Genomic DNA, 22,838 nt, shown 5'->3' with positions numbered 1-22,838 from the left:
TCGTTTCCCTTCAAGCACAAGCAGGTTCCAGAAGACATGACAAAAATCTTTGACGATCCCACCGGATTCGCCGATGCGGCCATCGACGGTTTGGTCGCAGCCCACCGCAACCGCCTCGAACGGGTGGACGGCGGCGTGGTTCGTGCCAGCGAAATGAAGCGGAACCAGGTCGCCGTGGTCATCGGTGGCGGTTCGGGACACTACCCGGCCTTCGCCGGGCTGGTAGGCCCTGGCCTGGCCGCCGGTTCCGCCTGCGGAAACCTCTTCGCCTCGCCTTCGGCCGGTCAGATTTACCGTGTAGCCAAGGCCGCCTCCACCGGAGGCGGGGTGCTGCTCAGCTACGGCAACTACGCCGGCGACGTGCTGCATTTCGGCCAGGCTCAAGACCGATTGAACGCCGAGGGAATCCAAACTCGCACCGTGGTGGTCACCGACGATATTGCCAGCGCCCCTGTGGAGCGCCGGCATGAACGCCGCGGAATCGCCGGAGACCTCACCGTCTTCAAGATCGCCGGGGCTGCCTCGGAAGAAGGTGCAGACCTCGATGAAGCAGTCCGACTGGCCGAGAAAGCCAATGAGCGGACCCGCAGCCTGGGCGTAGCCTTTGATGGTTGCACCCTGCCCGGCGCCGAAGCCCCGTTGTTCCACGTGCCAGAACAGAGCATGTCGCTGGGTCTGGGCATCCACGGTGAACCAGGAATCTCCGACCATCAGTTGCCTACCTCCCGAGAGCTGGCGGAATTGCTGGTCTCCCAGCTGCTTGAGGAGCGTCCTTCCGCTGCCGGGACCCGGGTAGTACCTATTGTCAATGGCCTGGGCACGGTGAAATACGAGGAACTCTTTGTGCTCTTCGGACACGTAGAACGCCTGCTGACCGCCGCCGGATTGCAGGTCGTTGAGCCCGAATGCGGTGAACTGGTCACCAGCCTGGACATGTCCGGTGCCTCGCTGACCCTCTTCTGGGTGGACGAGGAGCTTGAACGGCTATGGCGCGCCCCTGCCGATACACCTGCATTCCGGCGCGGCAACGTCGCTACCGCGGCTCGACGCACCTTCGCGGTGGCCGACACTGCGGAGCTCGCCCACGAAGCAGCCACCGAGTTCTCCGCGCAGCTCGGCCAGCAAGCGGCCAGCCTGCTGGAAACTACGCGTGAAATCATCGTGCGCCACGAAGCGGAACTGGGAGATCTCGATGCCATCGCCGGGGACGGCGACCACGGGATCGGCATGCGCCGCGGCATCGAAGCAGCACTCGGCGCCGCCCAAGCCGCCGCCGGGGCGCAGAGCGTGCGCGAGGTCCTGGCGGCCGCCGGTGAAGCATGGAGCGAGAAGGCCGGCGGAACCTCCGGCGCCCTGTGGGGCGCGGGAATCACCGCTTTCGGTGAGTCTCTGGGCAACCGTGAACAGTACGGCCCTGCAGACCTGGCCCAAGCCGTCGAGGCCTTTAGCGATGCGGTCATCACCTTGGGCAAAACGGATCTGGGTGATAAGACCATGGTTGATGCCCTGCACCCCTACACGGCAGCCATCCGGGAAGGCATCGAAGCCGGCCAGCCCCTGGGCCAAATCTTGGAACGCAGCGCCAGCACCGCCCGGGAAGCGGCCCTGGCAACCTCGAATCTGCGTCCGAAGAAGGGTCGTGCCCGTCCGCTGTCGGAGAAGTCGCTTGGCCATCAAGACCCCGGAGCGTATTCCTTTGCGCTGATCGTTGCCGGTCTCTCCGCGCAGCATGCCAACAGCACCTTGGCCTAGCCCAACCGAGCACAACAGAAAAGGACAACATGGAAAAGACACTGAAGATCATCATCGGCAATGACGAAGCCGGAGTGGACTACAAGGTAGCACTGAAGGCCTTCTTGGAAGCCGATGACCGCGTGGAATCCGTAGTGGATGCCGGGGTTGGTCCCGATGATTCCACCGCCTACCCGCACGTCGCGGTCGCGGCTGCAAGGCGGGTGGCTGCTGGCGAAGCTGACCGCGCGTTGCTGATCTGCGGCACCGGATTGGGCGTGGCCATCGCCGCCAACAAGGTTCCAGGCATCCGCGCCGTTACGGCTCATGACTCCTATTCCGTAGAACGATCAGTGCTCAGCAATAATGCACAGGTGCTGACCTTCGGGCAACGGGTCATCGGCTTGGAGCTGGCCAAGAAGCTGGCCTCCGAATGGCTCGGCCACCAGTTTGATGCCTCCAGCGGCTCAGCGGCCAAGGTCGATGCGATCTGCTCCTACGAGCCCGAAACCAACTGAACCCACCATAGGGTCAGCGAATCCCCTTCTACGAAAGACTCATCATGGACATCAAAGTAGCAATTATCGGTTCCGGTTACATGGGCGGCGGCATTGGCCAGGTGCTGGCCTTGGCCGGTGCACGCGTAGCCTTGGCCGACACCTCGGCAGAAATCGCACAGAAGAATCTGGAACGCCTGTTGGCCGAATCAGTTGATTTCGAATCCCGCGGACTGTTCCCAGAAGGTGCCACCGAGACCCTGAAACGGAACCTTTCTGCCGCGGCCTCCTTGGAAGAAGCTGTCGCCGGTGCCGACTTCATCGAAGAAGCCGTCCCCGAAGTTCTGGATATCAAGCACGAGACCCTGCGCCGGATCAGCGCGGCCGCCTCGGCAACCGCGGTGATCGGTTCAAACACCTCGACCATCTCCATTGGCGACATGGCGACCGCAGTGGCCAATCCGGAGCGCTTCCTGGGCGTGCACTTCTCCAATCCTTCCCCGTTCATTCCCGGCGTGGAAATCATTCCCCACGAAGGCACTTCGCAGGATGCGATCGACACGGCCGTCGGCTATGTCGAAGCCACCGGCAAGGAAACCGCCGTGGTCAAGGATGTTACCGGGTTCGTCCTTAACCGCTTGCAGTATGCGCTCTTCCACGAGGCCACCCAGCTGGTGGAAGACGGCGTCGCCTCCGCCGAGGCCATTGACACCCTGGTGCGCACCACTTTCGGATTCCGTTTGCCGTTCTTCGGTCCCTTCGCAATTGCCGACATGGCCGGGCTGGACGTCTACAACTTCTGCTACACGTCCTTGCAAACCGATTTCCCCGAACGGTTCGCCACCCCGGCGATCCTCACCGAGAAGATCGAGGCCGGCCAGCTCGGCACCAAGTCGGGCGGGGGATTCCTGGACGTCCCGGCCGATCAGCTCGAAAGCCTCATCGCCTACCGCAACGAGGCCTACGTCAAGATGGGCCAGCTGCTCAAGGAACTCGGTCCGGCGCCGCTGGCCTCGGTCACCGCCAAGTAGCGTCCCATGGCCGTCATCGATCGTCCGCGCTCCCTCTACATCGGCGTGAGCACAAAAATGTACCTCGGCTACCGGCAGTCGCTCACCTGGCTGGAGGGGGTGCGCCGCGAGCTGCTCGCCCGCAGCGCGGGCGCCCAGGATTTCGGCGGGCGGGACGTGATTCCCTTTGCGGCGCCGTCCTTCCCCGTGCTGGAATCCGCGGCGCGGATCCTTGAGGGCACCGGTTGCCAGCTGGCCGCGCAGAACTGCTCAGCGGCGGACGGCGCCCTGACCGGCGAGGTCAGCGCCGGCATGCTTGCCGAGGTCGGGGTGCGGATCGTGGAGATCGGGCATGCCGAACGCCGCTCCGGCTTCGGCGAAGACGACGGTGTGGTGGCCGCCAAGGTGCGCGCGGCAGCCGCCGCCGGGCTGACCCCGCTGCTGTGCGTCGGCGAGCTGGAGCGCGGTGCTGCGCAAGCCGCCGCCGCGCAGTGCCTGCGGCAAATCGCCGCGGCCCTGGGCACGGGGACGGAATCCAGCATCGACCCGTCCGCCGTGCTGCTCGCCTACGAACCTGTCTGGGCGATCGGCGCCGCCGCGCCGGCCTCCCCCGGCCACGTCAACTCGGTGCTGGAAATCATCCGGGGGCAGCTGACCGTGCCGGGCTCCCCCGTGGTGCTCATCTACGGCGGCAGCGCCGGCCCCGGCCTGCTGCCGCGCTTGCCGGAGGCCGACGGCCTCTTCCTGGGCCGCTTCGCCCATGCCCCGGCCAACTTCGGCGCCGTGCTCGACGAGGCGCGCGCCCGCCAACTTCACCTGGAGACCCCATGACATCACCGTCCACGCTCGTGCTGGCCGCAGCCGCGGCACCCGAGGCCACGCTGCCCGTGCCCGTCCTGCTGCTGATCGCGGTCCTGGCGATCGCCGTGCTGCTGTTCCTGATCATGAAGGTCCGCCTGCACGCGTTCTTCTCGCTGATCATCGTCAGCCTGCTCACGGCCATCGCCGCCGGCGTGAGTGCCGCCGACCTGCTGGAAACCATCGTCGGGCCGTTCGGTAAAACACTGGGAAACGTTGCCATGCTGGTCGGTTTCGGTGCCGTGCTGGGACGGATCGTGGAAACCTCCGGGGGCGCCCAGGTCATCTCCGAGAAGCTGATCGGGCTCTTCGGCGAGAAGCGTGCGCCCCTGGCGCTGTCGGTGGCATCGCTGCTCTTCGGCTTCCCGATCTTCCTGGACGCCGGATTCATCGTCATGCTGCCCATCATCTATACGGTGGCTCGGCGGGTCGGCGGCGGCCTGCTGAAGTACGCGTTGCCGGCGGCCGGAGCATTCCTCGTCATGCACGCACTCGTGCCACCGCACCCGGGACCGGTCGCGGCGGCCGGCATCGTCGGCGCCGACGTCGGACTGGTGCTCATGGTGGGCCTGCTGGTCGGCCTGCCCACCTGGTACGTGGCAGGCTACCGGCTCTCCTTGCTCCTCGCGGCGCGGACGCAGCGGATCTCCGTACCCGAACTGCTCGGGACCAGGCAGGAAGCGGACCAGGCGGTCCTGCCACGCTTCGCACTGGTGCTGAGCCTGCTGCTTTTGCCGCTGGTGCTGATTTTCATGAATACCGCCATCAAGACCCTGCAAGCCACCGGCGTGGTCCCGGAGGACGCCCTCTGGGCGCAGATTCTCGTCTTCCTCGGCAACACCCCGATTGCCCTGCTGATCTCCGCCTTGCTGGCGATGTACCTGCTGTTGGTCCGGCCACACGAAGGCCCGATCGGTTCGGCGCTGGAGAAGGTCGTCGATGACTCCCTCGCCCCGGTCTGCTCGATCATCCTGATCACCGGCGCCGGCGGAATCTTCGGCGGCGTCCTCACGGCGACGGGCATTGGAGGCGCCATGGCATCCAGTCTCCAAGCCGTCGGCATGCCGCTGATTCTGGCTGGATTCCTGATCGCCGTGATCATGCGCGTTGCCCAGGGGTCGGCCACCGTCGCTGGAACCACGGCGGCGGGACTCATGGCCCCGGCGGTCGCCGCATCCGGTGACCAATCACCGCTGGCGCTGGCCTGCATCGTGGTGGCGATCGTCGCCGGTGCGATCACCCTCTCCCACGTGAACGATTCCGGATTCTGGCTGGTCAGCCGCTTCCTGGGTCTGTCAACGAAGACCGCCCTGTCAACCTGGACGGTCATCGCCACCGCCGTCGGAGTGATGAGCTTCGCCCTGTGCTGGTTGCTCTACGTCTTGGTTGCCTAGCGCGTTTAGGCCGGCCGGCACCGAATCACCGGCCTCCTAACTGACAAACTCCCCAGCGGACCCAAAAGTTCGCTGGGGAGTTTGCTGCATCCAGGTCGAAGTCGCTGAACCCACGGCGCGGAAACCGGATTGCATCGGCCCGGCGACCCAAGGTTCTTGAACCCTGGGCAACCCAGTTGCCCAGCCAAGCCCTGCCAACCGCTAGCTGCCGAAAGTCGGCGGCGCGATCCCATCGCGCTTGGTATGTTCGAGGTCATTCAACTTCTCGGACGGAACAGTCACGATGTACTAGTTCTATGTACAGGAGCATCATTGAGCACCTCAGGATACCGGGGCCGAAAGCCCTAGAGATCTACCCAAACTAGTCGTAGAATGAAAACTAATTATCGTTATACGAAAGTAGGAATGATGTCAGAACAAGCAGTTAAATTGGTTGCGGGTCAGCCGGCACCAGAATTTACCCTGCGCGATGCACAGTCCGAAGAGGTTTCGCTGTCCGACTTCGCAGGCCAGAACGTCATCGTCTACTTCTACCCCAAGGCAGCGACCCCAGGCTGCACCACCGAGGCCTGCGATTTCCGCGACAATCTCAACTCGCTGAAGAGCGCCGGCTACTCAGTTCTGGGCATCTCCCCGGACGAGCCGGCGGAGATCGCAAAGTTCGCCACCGACGAGTCGCTGAATTTCCCGCTGCTTTCGGACCCGGAGAACCTTGTGGCCAAGGCCTACGGCTCCTTCGGCGAGAAGAGCTTCGGAGAAAAGACCTTTGTCGGCACGCTGCGCTCCACCGCCGTGGTTGCTCCGGACGGCACGATCAGCCAGATTGAATACGCCGTGGATGCGAAGGGACATGTCTCCAGGCTTCGCGAAAAGCTGGGCGTTTAACCACCAGCGGGCCTGTTTCCCAGAGATTTCTGGGAAACAGGCCCGCTGCCAAACTCACCAGTCGGCTAGCGCCCCGCGACCTTCACCAGCTTGTGGTTGATGAACTCGGTCATGCCGTACTTGCCCAGCTCCCGGCCGATCCCCGAGCGCTTCACTCCGCCGAATGGCAATTCGGCCGCCGAGGCCGAAGGTTCGTTGATGGCCACCATTCCGCTTTCCAGCCGCGCGGCGATCCGCTCGGCGCGCGCCAGGTCCTTGGTGTGGACCGAGGCACCCAAGCCATAGTCGGAATTGTTGGCCAACCCGATAGCTTCTTCCTCGCCGTCCACCTTGTAGAGCACCGCCACCGGCCCGAAGAGCTCCTCGGAGAAGGCGCGCATTTCAGGGGTGACATCGGCCAGGATGGTCGGTTCGTAGTAGGCACCGACGCCTTCGATCCGCTTGCCGCCGGTGAGCACCGTGGCGCCCTTGTCGATGGCGTCCTGCACCTGTTCCGCCAGACCTTCGCGGGCCGCCGCCGAAGACAGCGGGCCGAGGAAGGTCTCGGCCTGGGTTGGATCGCCGACCTTGATGGCGGACACCTGTTCGGCGAGCGCCCGGGAGAAGTCCTCATACACCGAGGAATCCACGATGAACCGCTTGGCCGAGTTGCAGGCCTGCCCGGTATTGCCGAAGCGGGCCCGCATGCCGAGCTTCGCGGTCCGTTCCACATCGACGTCGGGCAGCACCAGGAAGGGATCAGAACCGCCTAGTTCCAGGACCACCTTCTTCAGGTTGCGTCCGGCGACCTCCGCCACCGCCGCGCCCGCGCGTTCGGAGCCGGTCAGCGAGACGCCCTGGATGCGGCGGTCGGCGATGATCTCGGCCGCCTGCTCATTGGTGGCGAAGATGTTCAGGTAGGCGCCGTGCGGCGCTGCGGCTTCATGGAAGATCTGCTCCATGGCCAGCGCGGATTCGGGGCACTGCGGTGCGTGCTTGAGCAGGATCGTATTGCCGTTCATCAGGTTGGGCGCCGCAAAGCGCGCCACCTGGTAGTACGGGAAATTCCACGGCATGATGCCCAGCAGCACTCCGACCGCTTCCTTGCGCACCAGCGCCTTGCCGCCCGAGGCAATTTCCAGTTCTTCATCTTCCAAGAACTTCGGACCGTTCTTGGCGTAGTAGCGGTAGATGGACACCACGATGCTGATCTCGCCGAGCGACTGCTTCTTCGGCTTGCCCATCTCACGGGTGATGATCCCGGCGAGCTCTTCGGCACGCGCTTCATAGATATCTGCTACGCGTTCGAGCAGGGCTACGCGCTCGGCCAGCGCAGAGACGGACCATTGCCCATAGGCTTGATGGGCGGTGGTAATCGCGGTCTGGATTTGCGCGTCCGAGGCGATGGGGTAAGTTGCTTCCACGACTCCGGTGGCAGGATTCGTTACTGCGTACATATTCATGCTCCTTCGCTTGGTGGCTTTTCTGCCATGCCCGAATACCCCGGGGTGACGATCCCATGGCATTTGACCCCAGTCTGCCAGCACCGCCCCACCCGAAGGCAAGACGGCGCGTGAAGAAGCTACACATTCGGTTCGCTAGGACTCGATCCGGGTGAATTCCAGATGCGTCACCCCGCTGCTCGTCGAAGTGGATGCGATCGAGTAGTTCCGCTCCATCCCTTCAAGACCCTCCCAGAGCCTGTCACCTCGTCCTAAGAGGATCGGAACTAGCGCCACGTGCAGATAGTCCACCAGTCCGGCGCGCAAGAATTCCCGCACGCTGAGCACCCCGCCACCGAGGCGCACGTCCAGCCCGCCGGCGGCCGCGACGGCTGCTTTCAGTGCTTCCTGCGGGGAGGCATCGATGAAATGGAAGGTCGTCTCCCCCACCGTCTGGGATTCACGCTTCCGGTGGCTGAGCACGAACACCGGAGAATGGAACGGTGGTTCATCTCCCCACCAGCCGGACCAGCTGGGGTCTTCTTCCCACCCCGGAGGACCGTACTTTCCGGCACCCATGATTTCGGCACCAAGACCGTCAAACGCCCTCCGGGCAAAAACGTCGTCCTCGGCTGCAGCCTCGTCCAGAGGTACGCGCATTTCGTTGCCCACCAGCGATTGGAAGGTCTGGGTGGGGATGAACCATTCATGCAGTCGCTCCCCTGCATGCCCGAAGGGTTCTTCGAGGTTGCGGTTCACCCCGCTGCCCATGCCGTCTAGCGAAATGCTCAAATTATGCGCTCTGAGTTTTGCCATGACGCATCCTTCCCGTCCAGGTGGGCTACTGTCGTTTCAGGCAACCGCGGGGCTGGTCAGCCATGCGGCCGGAAGTTGTGCCCACAGTCTTCCACTTGGAGGGCACAACCGAAAGGGGCCTGGGCCAGCGAATCCACCGAGTTGGCTGACCTCGGCGGGCAGCATCCGCCGCCTTGTGCCACGCCTGAAGCCATGGATTGCCCGCAAGAAACTCTGAGCTGGATAATATGGGAGATCCCAGTACTCCTCCCTACCCTGCGGGCACCGCGATGCATAGGTTTTCCTCATCGCAGGACCGTCATAGCGGCCCAACGCGTTCCCTAAGGTCCATGAAAACTAGCTCCCCTCGCTTCGAAGTTCCCGTTCTCCTCGGAACCCAGACGCTGTTCAATATCGGCTTCTACGCGGTGGTTCCATTTCTTGCCGTCGTCCTCACCAATGATTTCCTGCTGGCCGGCACCGCGGTGGGACTCATTCTAGGGATTCGCACCTTCGCCCAGCAGGGACTCTTCCTCGCCGGCGGCAGCCTGGCGGACCGTTTCGGCGCACGAAAAATGATCCTCATCGGCTGCGCGGTTCGCGCGGCCGGGTTTTTCACCCTGGCCGCCTCGTTGTGGGCCAGCACCCCGGTGCTTTGGATGTTCGTTCTCGGAACCCTGCTGACCGGATTTGGCGGAGCGCTTTTTTCTCCCGGGCTCAATGTCCTGGTGGCCGCGGCCCAAGCAGCCCGAGAACGCGGAAAGCCGGCCGAAACCAAACGCACCACGCTTTTTGCCTGGCTGAGCATTACCGGCGAAATCGGCGCGGTCACCGGACCGCTGGTCGGGGCGGCGCTATGGGGCTGGGGCTTCTCGACCGTCGCAGGATTCGGGTCGGTCTTCTTCGTCGCCATCGGCCTGTTCTTATGGGCCAACCTGCGCCGGGATGCCCCAGGGATTTCCCCACGGAGCGCTGGCAATGATTCGGTGCAGCGAAGCATCCCGAAGAGCAGTCTGCGTGCATGCCTGAAAGACCGCAGATTTGTGGCGTTCTGCGGTTTGCACGCGTCGGACCTGTTGGCCTATAACCAGCTCTACTTGGCCATTCCTCTGGAGCTGGCGCGCATGGACTTGCCCACCCAGTGGCTGGGCCTGGTCTTCGCCTGGATTTCCATTCTGACGCTGACCTTGCAGTTGCCCGTTGCGTGGCTCGCCACCCGTCTAGGTCCGTTCATAACCTTGCGTTTCGGGTATCTCTTCAGCGCACTCGGGTTCGCGGTACTCGCGTTCGCTCCCGACTCTGCCTTCGGCGGCGAACCCGGAGCGGCACGGATTATGTGCGCGGTAACCCTGCTGACGCTGGGACATATGAGCGTGCACCCCACCGCGCTGAGCCTGGTCCCGAAATTTGCCGGCACACGTGCCACCGGTTCCTACTTCGGCTTACTGTCCAGTTGCGGCGGGCTGGCGGTACTGCTGGGAAATATGCTCATCGGCTGGCTGTTGACTCGGGCCGGCCAGGAGCTGCTGCCCGGATACCTGCCATGGATGGTTCTGGTTGTTCCGCTGATCTTGGCTTCCATTTGTGCGTCGCGCCTCGTGCGTCGAGTCGGCACCTCCGCCCGGCATTCGTGAACTACGACATATTAGGTAAAACGACGCAGAATTTCCACGCCAATCATCAACTCCGCACTACTCAGGCAGTTATCTCGCTTCCAATCAAACAGCTCTGTTTTTACTCTGCTTTTTCTATGGGCTCAGGACAGCCTCTCGGTGCGGCTAATTAGGGTACGCTTACCAAGGCCCTAATGCTTTAGAAGCCTATTCATTACGTAATGCCGAAGGATTTCCATGAACTTTGGACGTTTGAGCGCAGCCGCCGGAATCGCGGCCGTTGCACTCGCGCTGACCGCCTGCAGTACCTCCACGCAGGATGCCGCACCGGAGCAGGCCGCGGATCAAGACGCTCGCGTAGTTGTGGCCAATTTCCGCGCGCCGGTGTCCAACTGGGCGCTGGAAAGCGATGATGCCTATGTGCTGTCCATCTCCGGGTGCTTGGAAACCCTGACCCGGTATGACCAGACCGAGAAAAAAGTCGAGCCGATGCTTGCGGCATCATGGAAGCAGTCTTCCGATACGCAGTGGGATTTTGAGCTCCGCCCGGACGTGAAGTTCCAGGACGGTAGCGCGTTGGATGCGAAGGCCGTGGCCGCATCGTTGAGCCACGTGCTCGAAGCCGCCGCGCCGGCACGCGCCATCAACCCCAAGACCATCAGCAAGGTCGCAGCTCTCGATGCCGACACCGTCCGCGTCACCACGCCAGCTGCTGATCCGCTGTTGCCCTACCGCATGGCAAGCGTGAATGCCGGTGTCCTCTCCCCTAATGCCTATACGTCCAAGGGCATAGACCCGTTTGGCCACTGCACCGGACCGTTCACCCCGGTCTCCGAAAAGGCCGGCCAGTCACTGACCCTGGACCGCAACGAGAACTACTGGAACGGCACCGCGAAACTGGCCGGCGGCGAAATCCGCTACATCACCGAGGGCGCCACGCGCGCAACCCAGGTCCAGACCGGAGAAGCCGACATCTCCATGTCGATTCCGGCCACCAGCTTGGCCACCTTGGAATCGGATGACTCGGTGAGCGTGCTCAAAACCGATTCTCCACGCACCGCGACGCTCTACCTGAACAACTCACGGGCACCGTTCAATGACGTCAAGCTGCGCAAAGCGGCAACCATGGCGCTAGACCTGCCCGCCATCGCCGCAAGCATTTACGAGGGTGCCGCGCAGCCCGCCACCGGCCCCTTCGCGCCAAGCGAAAGCTGGGCCAATCCCGACTTGGCCGTCCCCCAGCTGAATCTGGACGAAGCCAAGAAGCTGGTGGCCGATTCCGGGTATGCGCAAGATCAGCCGCTGGAGATTATCGCGATCACCGAACGCGCTGAATTCGCCGGGGTCGGCGCCATCATCCAGGAGCAGTTCAAGCAGATCGGCCTCCAGGCCAACGTGGTCACCAAGTCCTACGGCGCCGCCGAACCAGATGTACTGGCCGGCAAGTACGACATGATCCTGAGCCAGCGCAATCGCATGATCGATATTGCAGACCCCATCGGGTTCCTGCAGGCGGACTACACCTGCCAGGGCGGCTACAACCTGAGCCATTACTGCAATGAGGATTACGACGCACTGATTGCCAAGGCGGCCAGCGAAACCGACGAGGCCACGCGCCACCAGCTCTACCGCGAGGCGGGAGACATCCTTGCCGAGGATGCGGCCAATGTGTGGCTGGTCAACGAACAGTCCATCGACGCCGTCGGCGACTCGGTCCAGGGCTACGTCCAGGACCCGCTCACCCGCTACGTGTTGACCAAGGATCTGGCGAAGACCAAGTAAGTTGCTATCCCTCTCATCGGCGCTGCGCCGAGTCGTAGGACTCGGCGCAGCGGTCCTGCTTTCGTCCTTCGCGGTATTTCTCGTACCCTTTGTCTCCCCCGGAGATCCGGTGCGCGCGCTGCTCAGAGCGCGCATGGACATCGGAGCCGCGGATGAGGCGGCGGTGCAAGCCTATGCCCAGCAATTTGGCCTGCATGACCCGATGCTGATGCAGTTCGGTCGCTGGCTTGGCCGGTTCTTCACCGGCGACATGGGGGTCTCTTTTGTCAGCGGAACCCCGGTGGTCGACCAGGTGCTGCCCGCCATTGGCGTCACCCTGGCTTTGGCCGGCTGCGCCCTGCTGGTGGCCATCCTGGTCTCCATAGTGCTGGGTGTGCTTGCGGCCACCCGTGCCGGGCAATGGCCGGACCGGATCATCACCTCGGTGACCCACGCGCTGATTGCCATTCCCGAATATGCGCTGGCTCCGCTGCTGGTCTTGCTCTTCGCGGTGCGCTGGTCCTTGCTTCCGTCGGCCGGATTCGAATCCCCCGCATCATTGGTGCTTCCGGTGTTCGTGCTGGCACTGCGGCCGATCAGCTTTTTCAGCGTGGCGGTACGCTCGGGCGTGCAGCACGCGCTGGATTCTGAACATGTGCTGGCCGCCAGGGCCCGCGGCCTGAGCCGAAGCCAGGCGCTGATCCGCCACGTCATCCCCCATGGCCTGCTTCCGTTGTGGACCATGGTCGGGGTGTGGTTCGCGGGACTGCTGGGCGGTTCGGTCATTGTGGAAGTCATTTTTGCCATCCCGGGAATGGGGCGGCTGATCTTCGACGCCATCGTGGACGCCGACATCCCGGTTGCCCAGGGCGGGGTTGTGGTGGTCGTGGCCTGTGCCGTGCTGGCCACGGGGATCATCGATCTGGTGCACCGGCTCAGCGACCCGAATGTGCGCATTGGAGTACGCCATGACTAAAAAATCTCTTCGCGGGCTGTTGCTCAACCCGCCGGTGATCGTCCTGCTCATCGTTTTGTTCGCGACCATCTCGGCGCCGTGGATTTCACCTTTTGACCCGGATGCGCAAAGCCTCTCCGAACGTCTTGAATCGCCGAGCTGGGCACACCTGCTAGGCACCGATGCGTTGGGACGCGACACGTTGAGCCGGGTGCTTCACGGTGGACGCTTCTCCCTGGCCGTGGCGCTGATTACCACGCTGTTCTCGTTGCTGGTGGGTACCTGTCTGGGCCTGCTCAGCGCGCTGCGCGGAGGCTGGCTCGACGAGATCTTCCTGCGGGTCAACGACCTGCTGCTGGCGCTGCCGGAGATCGTGATTGCGCTGCTGATCATCGCGGTGATGGGCCCCGGATTCACCACCATGGTGCTCTCCGTGGGCGTGGTGGCCTGGACTCCCACGGCACGTTTGGTGCGTTCGCTGGCGGTGCAGTCGCTCTCCACCCACCATGTAGAAGCATCCAAGCACGTGGGTGCCTCACGCTGGTTCATCCTGCGCCACCATGTGTTTCCCTTTGTCGTCGGCCCGGTGCTGGCCCAGGCAGCGTTGCGCTTTGGCCTGTTGCTGGTCTTGCTCGGTTCGCTGTCCTATTTGGGCATCGGCGTCCAGCCGCCGCAGTCGGACTGGGGGTCCATGCTTGCCGACGCGCAACCACATGCAACTCGTTCGCCCTGGGGTCTGATTGCACCGGGTGCGGCAATATTCTTGGTGAGTTTCTGCGTGACCCTGCTGGGCAACCGCATCACGCAAACGCTCAACGGGCAAGATGTCCTCGCGGCCGGGGCCAAGGCGGATCTGAATGACTAAAGAACTTGAAATCATCGAATTATCGGTCAGTGCCGGAAAAAAATCGCTGCTGTCCAAGGTCAGCTGCTCGGTGCGCGCCGGCGAACTAGTGGCCGTCGTCGGACGCTCGGGTTCCGGAAAAACGTTGCTGACCAAGGCGATCATGGGCCTTCTGCCGGCGCAGCTGCGCGCCGAGGGCGAAATCCTGCTCGGCGGCGAACGCATTGACCAGCTTGATGACAGGGGCATGGATGTCGTGCGCGGGCGGCGCATCGGCATGCTGTTCCAGCAGCCCAAGCGAGTCATGAACCCGCGCCTCACCGTCCGTGCGCATCTGCTCGAGGCCCTCGGCGCGCACGGCGCCGGCAAGGCCCGCAAGTACGAGGCCCAGGTCGAAGCCTTGCTCCATGAGGTGGGGCTGGCCCCGGCCGCGGAGGTCGCCGGCAAGCGTCCCGACCAGCTATCGGGCGGCATGGCCCAGCGCGCCATGCTGGCCATTGCCTTGGCGGGGAATCCGGAGTTCATTCTGGCCGACGAGCCTACCTCTTCCTTGGATTCCATCCTGAAATCCGAAGTTCTGGAATTGCTGCGGCGCAAGCAGCAAGAACGCGGACTGGGCATTTTGCTCATCACCCACGACATCGTCAGCGTCCGGCATATCGCGGACCGAATCGTTGTGGTCAGCGACGGCGAGATCATTGACCAGTGCCCCACTGCCATGATCTTCTCCAAGGACCGGCACGCCAAAACGCGTGAACTGGTTGATGCGACCCAGGCTGGGCCGCGGCAGCGACGCGAAATCAGTTCCGGATGCATCCTCGAAGCCCGTTCGGCCGGCAAGAATTACACGCGCCGGGCCAAGGGCCGTGCAGCTCTGGAACCCACCACGCTGCGTTTGCATGCCGGTGAAATCCTCGGCGTGGTGGGGCGTTCGGGCTCAGGAAAAAGCACCTTCGCCAGATTGCTCGCCGGCTTGGAGAAGCCAACTAGCGGTCAGATCCTGAATCATCATGAACACATCACGCCCAATGCCGTTCAAGTCATTGCGCAAGAGCCATTTTCGTCTTTTGATCCTGCCCTGACGCTTCGCAAGAGCCTGAGTGCAGCGGTGCACCGATTGCCCGTGCTAGAGGCCACGAAGATCGTTGAGAATGCCATGACCCAGGTTGGGCTTCCTCAGCAGCTGCTGGATCGAAAGCCTGGCCAGTGCTCGGGCGGCCAATTGCAGCGCATGGCCATAGCCCGCGCCCTGCTGGTCGCCCCGCAGGTGTTGATCTGTGACGAATCGACCTCTGCGCTGGATTCCGTGGCCCAGCGCCACATCTTGGACCTCCTGCTGGAGCTGCGCGATCGGCTGGGGTTGTGCCTGGTGGTCATTTCCCATGACATGGACGTGATCCGCTATGTCAGCGATAACGTGGCCGTTTTCTACGAAGGCGAACTCGTTGAGCATCGCAGCCTCGACGACTTCTTGGCCTCCGCCGAACATGAACACAGCCAGGATCTGGTCGCCGCGCTCAGTGCTTCGAGCGGGATTTAAGCAGCGTCAACTTTTTCAGCTGCCGTGCTCCCTGCCAAGGTGCAGGAGTGCGGCCACTGAAGAACTATCCATAACTCTTGCGCTCTGACTAGGTCGGCTTATAGATTGATGGGCTATGACCAAAACTTTTTCTAGTCTAAATTCCGTGACTCGTCTCCTGCCGGTGTTCGCGCTCAGCGCGGTGTTGCTCACCGCTGGATGCTCCGCCCCTAATCCAGGTCAGAGCAACGACGCGGCAACCGCGGCAGGTGATACCCGGTTGGCCAGCGTCAGCGAATCGGGAATCCTCAAGGTTTGCACCACCGGCGATTACCGGCCATTCACATATCTTGACCCGGAAACCGGAGATTGGTCGGGAATCGACATCACGATGGCCAAGGATCTCGCCGAATCGCTGGATGTCGAAGCGGAGTTCATCCAGACCTCTTGGAAGGACCTGATGCCGGACTTCCTTTCCAAGTGCGATATCGGCGTGGGCGGTGTCTCCATCTCCATGGAACGCGCCCAGCAGGCCTACTACAGCGAAGCCACCCTGGATGAGGGCAAAACTCCCATCACGCTGTGTGAAAATGTTGAAAAATACGACACCGTGAAGGAAATCAACACGCCCGGTGTCCGCTCGATCACTCCCATAGGCGGGACGAACGAAAAATTCGCAGAGGCGAATTACCCGGAAGGCGAGATCATTCGTTTTGAGAACAACAATACGATCTTTGATGAAATCATCGCCGGGCGTGCCGACGTGATGACCACCGATGCCTCGGAAACGCGTTGGGTAGCCAATGAACATCCTCAGCTTTGCGCCGTGCATCCGGATAAGCCATTCAACTTCTCGCAGAAGGCCTATCTGCTGCCGCTGGGCGATGACAAATTCCAAGAATATGTTGATCAGTGGCTGAACATGGCCAAGCACGACGGCACTCTTGCCGCCGCGGAGAAACCATGGTTCGGCTAGCCGATACCGGTTAAAACGAACAAGCCGCATCCATCCGATAAGTATCGGGCAGATGCGGCTTGTTTCTATTCACCTTTGGCTGCGCCGGCGGCTAGTTCTGCCAGAACGGGTAGTCCGTGTAGCCCTCGGCACCTTCGGTGTAGAAGGTGGAGGCATCCGGTTCGTTCAGCGGCAGCTCTTCGCGCCACCGGCGTACAAGGTCGGGGTTGGCAATGGCGGGGCGCCCCACCACGACCGCATCCGCCCAGCCGCCGGCGGCCACCGCGGTGGCGTCCTCATAGCTGGTAATCGTTTGGAACCCGGTATTGAGCAGCACCGGCCCACCAAAGGTGGTGCGCAGACCCTGAACGAGGTCCCCCGATGGTTCCTTGTGCAGAATGCTCAGGGCGGCCAGGCCAAGCGGGGCGATTGACTCAAGCAAGGCCGTGTACGTCGCGGTGACGTCGGCTCGATCCAGCTCGGTGGCACCCTGGATGTTGTGCTCGGGAGAGATCCGCAGTCCGGTCTTTCCAGCGCCGATCGCGTTGGCCACCGCCTTCACTACCTCGATGACGAAGCGCGCGCGGTTCTCCGGGGACCCCCCATAGTTGTCGGTTCGGGTGTTGGAGCTCGGTGCGAGGAACTCGTGCAGCAAGTACCCGTTGGCACCATGCAGCTCGACCCCGTCAAATCCTGCGGCCATAGCATTGCGCGAACCCTGCACAAATTCCTCGATGATTCCCGGCAGTTCAACGGTTCCAAGGGCGCGAGGCACCGGGTAGGGGTGCTTGCCCGTGTAGGTCCGTGACTCGCCTTCCACTGCGATGGCGCTGGGCGCGACAATGTGGTCCTGCCCGGTGGTCCCCGGATGCGTCACTCGTCCGGCATGCATTACCTGGGCAACAATGAGTCCGCCCTCGGCATGGACCGCGTCGGTCACCTTCTTCCAGCCGGCGATCTGCTCCGCGGTGACCAGTCCAGGCTGGCGGACAAAACCCTGGCCGGTAACGCTGGGATAAACGCCTTCGCTGACAATCAAACCCATCGATGCGCGCTGCCGATAGTACTCGACCACCTGGTCATCGGGGACGCCGTCCTTGCGTGAGCGTGAACGGGTCAGCGGTGCCATGACTAGTCGATTGGAAAGGCTGAGATCTCCGAGCGTAAGCGGCGAGAACAGATCCATAGGTAGGACTCCTGAAGATTGTAGTTGCTTCGTGCAACCTGCCAGCCGGGAACTATATTCCTGCTTCACAGCGCAAGTGAGATGGATTACGCGCCGATTTCGAAGCGCGTAGACCTGCTTCCGCGGCGAATCTTCTCTCGGCGTCCAACGCAGCAGAGCGAGTAACGGCGCTGGAAGCTGCGCCGTTACTCGCTCCGTTTGGCATCACTAATCCGCAGCGCACCCACCAGCCGCCAAGCGGCAGCCGCCGGGACTTGCGGACGCGGTGCAATCCTTAGTGCATGTGGCTTCCGCCGTTAATATCAATAGTGGTGCCGGTCAGGTAGGAGGCGCCGTCCGAGGCAAGGAAACCGATAACCGAGGCGATTTCGCCGGTGGTTGCCGTGCGTCCGATGGGGATTCCGGCGGCAATTGCGGCCTCTTGCTCCTCGGTGCTGCCAACGCGGATGTTGGTGTCTACCGCCCCGGGAGTAATAGCGTTAACGGTCACTCCGGTAGCCGAGATCTCGCGAGCCAGCGCCTTAGTGAAGCCGAGAATCGCGGCCTTGGCCGAGGAATAGGGAACCTTGCCAAAAACTCCGCCGCCGCGTTGGGCCGAAACCGATGACATGTTGATAATCCGCCCCCAGCCGCTTTCTATCATTTCCGGCAAGAAGGCCTTGGATACCAGGTAGGTGCCGGTGGCATTGACGTTCATGACCTTGTGCCAAATTTCAAGCGTTGTCTCGAGGAAATCGACCGGCGAGGTTATTCCGGCAATATTCACTACCGCTCCGGTGGGCGGCAAACCTCCCGCAGCTACCTGGGCTGCCACGGCGGCCTGCGCGGTGGTTACGGATGCTTCATCGGCAACGTCGATCCGGTGGCCGAACGCGGGAACACCGAATTCTTCGGCGATATCTTGGGCAACTTGCTCGGATGCGGCGTGGTCGAGATCGAGGATCACGACTCCCCAGCCTTCGCTGGCAAAGTGGCGTGCGGTGCTGACGCCGATTCCACGGGGCGAAGTGGCTCCCGTCAGAATGGCGGTGCGCTGGATTTGCTTCATTGCTTTCCTGCTTTCGTTTCGGCTTCTCCTGGCGATGCTTCGGAAAACCTAAGTGAGCGATGGGCGCAGCCTTGCCGGAGCACCCTCGATGCATGTGGTGCACACCACCTTAGTTAAGTTTACTGTTAACAGTCAACTGTTAAATTAGCTCTTGACAGAACTTGTGCTGGCGCTCACACTTCTAATAGTGTTGACTGTCAACAGTGAATGCTTTCCTCCTCCCACAAACCACGAAGGGACCCACTCATGAGCAGCGAAGCTCTAAACATGCGCGGTCCGATCCACGGCACCAAGGACGCCAAGCGCGTTGCGGTAGGTTCCAGTGTCGGAGCCACCATTGAAACCTATGACTTCATCGGATTCGGGACCGCGGCGGCCCTCTACTTCGGTCATACGTTCTTCCCCGGAACAGACCCTCTAACGGGCACCCTCGCAGCCTTTGCCACCTTGGGCGTCGGTTTCGCGGCCAGGCCCTTGGGCGGCATTATTGGTGGCCATCTCGGCGACAAGATCGGCCGCAAGCCGGTGCTTGTGACCTCGCTGATCGTCATGGGCTTGGCAACCTTTATGATCGGGCTGCTGCCGACCTACGAGCAGGTAGGTGTCTTGGCTCCGGCCCTGCTGGTCCTCGTGCGCATCGTCCAAGGCTTGGCCTTCGGCGCCGAATGGGGCGGAGCTATTCTGATGACCTACGAACACGCCCCGTGGAAGCACAAGGGAAGGTTCACCGGCATCGTCCAGTCCGGCTTCCCGGTAGGGCTGTTGCTGGCAAACTTGGTATTCCTGGTCAGCGTGCAACTGCCAGGCGACTGGGGTTGGCGAGTGCCATTCTTGGCCAGCATCCTGCTCGTCATCGTGGGACTGGTCATTCGTTCGAAGGTTCCGGAATCCCCGGTTTTTGACGATGTCAAAAAGGCCGGAGAAATCGTCAAGTCACCCATCAAGGAGGTCATCCGCACCGATTGGCGCAATATCCTGCGCGGCATTGGGCTGCGCATCGCTGAAACCGCCGGTTACGCGGTCTCCATCACCTACATGATCTCCTACCTGCACACCACCGGTTTGGCGGCAAACTGGGAGACCCTCACCGCCTTGAGCATCGCCTCGGCCATCGGCATCTTCGCCACCTACAGCTGGGGCAGGCTGACCGACCGGGTAGGCCGGCGATCCGTCTACATTCTCGCTTGCAGCTTTGCGGCGCTCTTCGGCATCCCGATGTTCCTCATGGTGAACACCGGCTCATTCTTGATGATCATCGCCACGATCGTCATCGCCTACGCCGTTTGCCAAAACTCGATGGCAGGAGCCCAAGGCGCCTGGTTCCCCGAGCTCTTCCAAGCCAAAACCCGCTCCTCCGGCGCCTCGCTGGCCTACCAAATTTCAGCCATGGTTTCCGGCTTCACCCCGTTCATCACCACGCTGCTGTTCATCCAGTTCGGCTGGATGGGCCCGGCAACCCTCTTTATCTGCTACGCGGCCATCGGCCTCTGGGCGGCATTGATCACCAAGGAAACCTGGGGTCCTCGCGAGCGCCAGCTAGCTAACGAAGCCGTCGCAGCCCACCCGCAGACGAGCAGCGTCTAATAACTCCATTCGACCAGGGCTCCCGCTAAATAACTTCTGAAAGGACATACAGTGGCAATCACAGCCATCAAGGACAAGACGTTGAATCTCGATCAGCGCACCAAAAAAGTACGCGACGCCGCGTACCGCATCCGCCATCACGCGCTCAATATGGGCGAAGTCCAAGGCCAGGGCTACGTGGGGCAGGCATTGGGCGCAGCAGATATGTTCGCCTCCGTTTATGCCGACCAGCTGGCTTTCCGCCCCGCAGAGCCCGAGTGGGAGGACCGGGATCGCTTCTTGCTTTCCACCGGCCACTACGCCATTGGCTTCTACGCCGCACTGGCCGAGGCCGGCATCGTTCCGGTAGAAGAGCTGGAAACCTACGGATCGGATGATTCCCGGCTTCCGATGTCAGGCATGTCCACGTACACCCCTGGCATGGAAATTTCAGGTGGTTCGCTGGGCCACGGCCTGTCCATCGCGGTGGGCATGGCGTTGGGGCTGCGCCACCAGCACAAGAACCAGCGAATCATCAACTTCCTCTCCGACGGCGAACTGGATGAGGGTTCCACTTGGGAAGCCGCCATGGGCGCCGCGCACCACCAGCTGGGCCAGCTGACCGCCATGGTGGACATCAATGCCTTGCAAGCCGACGGCGCTACCGCCGGGGTGCTGCGCACCGAGCCGGTGACGGAAAAATGGGAAGCATTCGGCTGGTATGCGCAGCGGGTCAACGGCAACGACCCACGGGCCTTGCTGCAGGCCTTCGACAATATCGCAGCCCAGGCCTCCAGCACCGGGCGCCCCTCGGTGATCCTTTGCGACACCAAGGTAGGCCGTGGGGTACCGCTGCTGGAAGACCGCGAGAAGGCGCATTTCATGCGCATCGAAGAAAACGAATGGCAAATCTGCCGCGAGCAACTGACCGAAGGCTTCGAAGGGAGCAACAACTAAATGTCTGCCACCGCCAAACCACGCCTGAAAACCTCCGCGATGATCGCCTCATTCGCGGAGCCCGGCCAGAAAACCGCCGCGGCGCCCTTCGGCCATGCCTTGGCCAAGGCTGCCGAAAACGACCCCCGCATCGTGGGGCTGACGGCCGATCTGGGCAAATACACCGACATGCATATCTTTGCCCAGCAGCATCCGGACCGCTTCTTCCAGATGGGCATGGCCGAGCAGCTCCTGTTCGGGGCGGCCGCCGGGTTCGCCGAAACGGGACTGGTGCCCTTCGCTTCGACCTATTCGGTCTTCGCCGCCCGCCGCGCCTATGACTTCCTCTGCTTGGACGCGGCCGAGCCCAACCTCAACGTGAACATTGTTGGCGGTTTGCCGGGCCTGACCACCGGGTACGGACCAAGCCACCAGGCTACCGAAGATATCGCCATCTTCCGGGGCATGCCAAATCTGACCATCGTGGACCCCTGCGACTCGATAGACATCGAGCAGTCGGTGCCGCAGCTCGCCGCCTGTGCAGGCCCGACGTATCTGCGCCTGCTGCGCGGCAAGGTACCGACCGTACTGGACGAATACGACTACACCTTCGAGCTGGGCAAGGCCAAGGTCCTGCGTGGCGGAAACGACGTAGTCTTTGTCTCCAGCGGGCTGATGACCATGCGCGCCCTGGACGCGGCGAAGGAGCTAGCCAAGCACAATGTGGATGTCGCCGTGGTGCACTCCCCCACCATCAAGCCCTTCGATTCGGAAACGGTCTTGCAGGAGGTCGCCGGAGACCGCCTGGTGGTGACGCTGGAAAACCATTCGGTCATCGGCGGGCTGTTCGAGACCTTGGCCTCGACCATGATTCGCGGCGGAGTCTCCTCCAAGATTGTGCCGATCGGCCTGCCCGATGAGTTCCTGGATGCCGGCGCCTTGCCCACCCTCCATGACCGCTACGGGCTGTCGATCAACTCGATTGTCAGCAAGGTTCTGGCAGAGCTCGACTAGCTCACCGAGTAGTCCAGCAGGTTGATTCGCCTTTAGGTGGGTGCGGTGTTTCCATCGCACCCACCTCAAGGCGCTAAAATCAACAGTTAACAATCAACAGTTGGATTCCAATCTTTAGGGGCACTCAATGGCCATCGCCGATTCTTCCCTGGTAGGGCTTCGCAAGAAGAGCCTGCGCGAGCAGGCCCTGATTGCCTTGCGCCGTGCCATCACCACCGGCGAGTTGCAGCAGGGCACCCATCTGGTGGAGACCGAACTGTCTGCCTCGATGCAAATCAGCCGAGGCACCTTGCGGGAGGCGCTGCGCCAGCTCGAGCAAGAGGGCCTGGTGTCCGCCGGCGAACGCGGAAGGCTCTCGGTTCGCCACCTGGACAACAAGGAAATCCAGGACATCTTTGCGGTCCGTGCCTCGCTCGAAAGCCTCGCGGCCACAACGCTGCTGCAGCGCGAGGATCTGGCTGATGCCCTCGCACAGCTGCGCGCCGCGGTGGGCAACATGGACCGGTTGGCAGGCAACGAAATCGAGGAGCGGATCGAAGCAGACCTCGAATTCCACCGCACCCTGTGCCGGCTTTCAGAGAATGACACCTTGCTGCACGCCTGGGAACAGCTCGAAGGTTCCATCCGCATGTCCATCATGTTCGGTGGATTCGAGCGCGGGGTGCGCAACATGGATGTCGCCCGACACTTCAAGCTGGTCGACACCATCGAGGCCGGGGACAGTGTTGCGGTGAATGCGGAAATTGCCGAGCATATGCGCATTGCCGCCGAAACCCTGATGAACTAGCGGCGCTCAAGCCGCGCTCAACTTCGGTCAGAACTCGATAGCGCAGTCGTCCAATAAACCAGTGCC

General features: G+C 62.3%; 20 protein-coding genes. 16 read left to right on the top strand and 4 right to left on the bottom strand.

What is annotated here, in order from left to right; genetic code table 11:
* Window positions 1–36: 36 nt before the first annotated feature.
* The 6 genes from dhaL (at window position 37) to bcp (ending at window position 6,375) form a co-directional block, all read left to right on the top strand.
* Entirely contained in the window at window positions 37–1,752 is a 1,716-nt protein-coding gene (dhaL, locus tag CQ017_RS04280) for a dihydroxyacetone kinase subunit DhaL (protein ID WP_105552669.1), read from the top strand.
* Between the two features lie 29 nt (window positions 1,753–1,781).
* A complete protein-coding gene (locus CQ017_RS04275; RefSeq protein ID WP_105552668.1) occupies window positions 1,782–2,249 on the top strand; it encodes a ribose-5-phosphate isomerase in 468 nt (155 codons plus the stop codon).
* A 44-nt stretch (window positions 2,250–2,293) separates the two neighbouring features.
* Entirely contained in the window at window positions 2,294–3,259 is a 966-nt protein-coding gene (locus tag CQ017_RS04270) for a 3-hydroxyacyl-CoA dehydrogenase family protein (protein ID WP_105552667.1), read from the top strand.
* 6 nt (window positions 3,260–3,265) lie between these two features.
* Entirely contained in the window at window positions 3,266–4,069 is an 804-nt protein-coding gene (locus tag CQ017_RS04265; protein WP_105552666.1) for a triose-phosphate isomerase family protein, read from the top strand.
* Entirely contained in the window at window positions 4,066–5,490 is a 1,425-nt protein-coding gene (locus tag CQ017_RS04260) for a GntP family permease (RefSeq protein WP_105552665.1), read from the top strand. Before CQ017_RS04265 ends, CQ017_RS04260 begins: the two co-directional genes overlap by 4 nt.
* A 405-nt stretch (window positions 5,491–5,895) precedes the next feature.
* The gene (bcp, locus tag CQ017_RS04255) at window positions 5,896–6,375 is read left to right on the top strand and encodes a thioredoxin-dependent thiol peroxidase (RefSeq protein WP_374954788.1); all 480 of its coding nucleotides are present in this window, start codon (window positions 5,896–5,898) and stop codon (window positions 6,373–6,375) included.
* A 65-nt stretch (window positions 6,376–6,440) separates the two neighbouring features.
* Here the strand turns inward: bcp and CQ017_RS04250 are convergent, their stop codons facing one another.
* Window positions 6,441–7,811, bottom strand: coding sequence for an NAD-dependent succinate-semialdehyde dehydrogenase (locus CQ017_RS04250; RefSeq protein WP_219843912.1), 1,371 nt, complete (start codon window positions 7,809–7,811; stop codon window positions 6,441–6,443).
* 141 nt (window positions 7,812–7,952) lie between these two features.
* Window positions 7,953–8,612 (bottom strand): dihydrofolate reductase family protein, encoded by a 660-nt coding sequence (locus tag CQ017_RS04245; RefSeq protein ID WP_105552662.1) that lies wholly within the window; start codon window positions 8,610–8,612, stop codon window positions 7,953–7,955.
* Between the two features lie 329 nt (window positions 8,613–8,941).
* Here CQ017_RS04245 and CQ017_RS04240 point away from each other — a divergent pair, with 329 nt between their 5' ends.
* The 6 genes from CQ017_RS04240 to CQ017_RS04215 all read left to right on the top strand — a co-directional run bounded on the left by CQ017_RS04240 (window position 8,942) and on the right by CQ017_RS04215 (window position 16,259).
* Complete coding sequence (locus CQ017_RS04240) at window positions 8,942–10,225, top strand: MFS transporter (protein WP_181150495.1); 1,284 nt, start codon at window positions 8,942–8,944, stop codon at window positions 10,223–10,225.
* A 216-nt stretch (window positions 10,226–10,441) separates the two neighbouring features.
* The gene (locus CQ017_RS04235) at window positions 10,442–11,986 is read left to right on the top strand and encodes an ABC transporter substrate-binding protein (RefSeq protein ID WP_105552660.1); all 1,545 of its coding nucleotides are present in this window, start codon (window positions 10,442–10,444) and stop codon (window positions 11,984–11,986) included.
* A gap of 1 nt (window position 11,987) precedes the next feature.
* A complete protein-coding gene (locus tag CQ017_RS04230; protein ID WP_105552659.1) occupies window positions 11,988–12,941 on the top strand; it encodes an ABC transporter permease in 954 nt (317 codons plus the stop codon).
* Entirely contained in the window at window positions 12,934–13,785 is an 852-nt protein-coding gene (locus CQ017_RS04225) for an ABC transporter permease (protein WP_105552658.1), read from the top strand. The genes CQ017_RS04230 and CQ017_RS04225 overlap by 8 nt, the downstream gene beginning before the upstream one ends.
* Window positions 13,778–15,304, top strand: a complete 1,527-nt coding sequence (locus CQ017_RS04220) for an ABC transporter ATP-binding protein (protein WP_105552657.1) — start codon at window positions 13,778–13,780, stop codon at window positions 15,302–15,304. The genes CQ017_RS04225 and CQ017_RS04220 overlap by 8 nt, the downstream gene beginning before the upstream one ends.
* 145 nt (window positions 15,305–15,449) lie before the next feature.
* On the top strand, window positions 15,450–16,259 hold the full coding sequence (locus CQ017_RS04215; RefSeq protein ID WP_258133485.1) for a transporter substrate-binding domain-containing protein: 810 nt from the start codon (window positions 15,450–15,452) through the stop codon (window positions 16,257–16,259).
* Window positions 16,260–16,350: 91 nt separating this feature from the next.
* Here the strand turns inward: CQ017_RS04215 and CQ017_RS04210 are convergent, their stop codons facing one another.
* Both CQ017_RS04210 and CQ017_RS04205 read right to left on the bottom strand, forming a co-directional pair.
* Window positions 16,351–17,424: an alkene reductase gene (locus CQ017_RS04210; protein ID WP_105552655.1), complete on the bottom strand. Its 1,074-nt coding sequence runs from the start codon at window positions 17,422–17,424 to the stop codon at window positions 16,351–16,353.
* A 274-nt stretch (window positions 17,425–17,698) separates the two neighbouring features.
* A complete protein-coding gene (locus tag CQ017_RS04205) occupies window positions 17,699–18,472 on the bottom strand; it encodes an SDR family NAD(P)-dependent oxidoreductase (RefSeq protein WP_105552654.1) in 774 nt (257 codons plus the stop codon).
* 246 nt (window positions 18,473–18,718) lie between these two features.
* Here CQ017_RS04205 and CQ017_RS04200 point away from each other — a divergent pair, with 246 nt between their 5' ends.
* The 4 genes from CQ017_RS04200 (at window position 18,719) to CQ017_RS04185 (ending at window position 22,772) form a co-directional block, all read left to right on the top strand.
* Complete coding sequence (locus CQ017_RS04200; protein ID WP_105552653.1) at window positions 18,719–20,056, top strand: MFS transporter; 1,338 nt, start codon at window positions 18,719–18,721, stop codon at window positions 20,054–20,056.
* 57 nt (window positions 20,057–20,113) lie between these two features.
* Complete coding sequence (locus tag CQ017_RS04195) at window positions 20,114–20,992, top strand: transketolase (RefSeq protein ID WP_374954789.1); 879 nt, start codon at window positions 20,114–20,116, stop codon at window positions 20,990–20,992.
* A complete protein-coding gene (locus tag CQ017_RS04190) occupies window positions 20,993–21,985 on the top strand; it encodes a transketolase family protein (RefSeq protein ID WP_105552651.1) in 993 nt (330 codons plus the stop codon). It abuts the gene before it with no gap.
* Between the two features lie 127 nt (window positions 21,986–22,112).
* On the top strand, window positions 22,113–22,772 hold the full coding sequence (locus tag CQ017_RS04185; protein ID WP_105552650.1) for a GntR family transcriptional regulator: 660 nt from the start codon (window positions 22,113–22,115) through the stop codon (window positions 22,770–22,772).
* Window positions 22,773–22,838 lie beyond the last annotated feature (66 nt).

Origin of the sequence: Arthrobacter sp. MYb224 (assembly GCF_002975455.1) — a bacterium.
Classification (GTDB): domain Bacteria; phylum Actinomycetota; class Actinomycetes; order Actinomycetales; family Micrococcaceae; genus Glutamicibacter.
The sequence above is the reverse complement of the archived record's forward strand: the minus strand, read 5'-3'. Positions and strand labels throughout refer to the sequence as shown.

Coding starts and splice junctions, on each gene's coding strand:
- dhaL (WP_105552669.1), top strand. CDS start 37: ATGACAAAAATCTTTGACGATCCCACCGGATTCGCCGATGCGGCCATC.
- CQ017_RS04275 (WP_105552668.1), top strand. CDS start 1,782: ATGGAAAAGACACTGAAGATCATCATCGGCAATGACGAAGCCGGAGTG.
- CQ017_RS04270 (WP_105552667.1), top strand. CDS start 2,294: ATGGACATCAAAGTAGCAATTATCGGTTCCGGTTACATGGGCGGCGGC.
- CQ017_RS04265 (WP_105552666.1), top strand. CDS start 3,266: ATGGCCGTCATCGATCGTCCGCGCTCCCTCTACATCGGCGTGAGCACA.
- CQ017_RS04260 (WP_105552665.1), top strand. CDS start 4,066: ATGACATCACCGTCCACGCTCGTGCTGGCCGCAGCCGCGGCACCCGAG.
- bcp (WP_374954788.1), top strand. CDS start 5,896: ATGATGTCAGAACAAGCAGTTAAATTGGTTGCGGGTCAGCCGGCACCA.
- CQ017_RS04250 (WP_219843912.1), bottom strand. CDS start 7,811: ATGTACGCAGTAACGAATCCTGCCACCGGAGTCGTGGAAGCAACTTAC.
- CQ017_RS04245 (WP_105552662.1), bottom strand. CDS start 8,612: ATGGCAAAACTCAGAGCGCATAATTTGAGCATTTCGCTAGACGGCATG.
- CQ017_RS04240 (WP_181150495.1), top strand. CDS start 8,942: ATGAAAACTAGCTCCCCTCGCTTCGAAGTTCCCGTTCTCCTCGGAACC.
- CQ017_RS04235 (WP_105552660.1), top strand. CDS start 10,442: ATGAACTTTGGACGTTTGAGCGCAGCCGCCGGAATCGCGGCCGTTGCA.
- CQ017_RS04225 (WP_105552658.1), top strand. CDS start 12,934: ATGACTAAAAAATCTCTTCGCGGGCTGTTGCTCAACCCGCCGGTGATC.
- CQ017_RS04220 (WP_105552657.1), top strand. CDS start 13,778: ATGACTAAAGAACTTGAAATCATCGAATTATCGGTCAGTGCCGGAAAA.
- CQ017_RS04210 (WP_105552655.1), bottom strand. CDS start 17,424: ATGGATCTGTTCTCGCCGCTTACGCTCGGAGATCTCAGCCTTTCCAAT.
- CQ017_RS04205 (WP_105552654.1), bottom strand. CDS start 18,472: ATGAAGCAAATCCAGCGCACCGCCATTCTGACGGGAGCCACTTCGCCC.
- CQ017_RS04200 (WP_105552653.1), top strand. CDS start 18,719: ATGAGCAGCGAAGCTCTAAACATGCGCGGTCCGATCCACGGCACCAAG.
- CQ017_RS04190 (WP_105552651.1), top strand. CDS start 20,993: ATGTCTGCCACCGCCAAACCACGCCTGAAAACCTCCGCGATGATCGCC.
- CQ017_RS04185 (WP_105552650.1), top strand. CDS start 22,113: ATGGCCATCGCCGATTCTTCCCTGGTAGGGCTTCGCAAGAAGAGCCTG.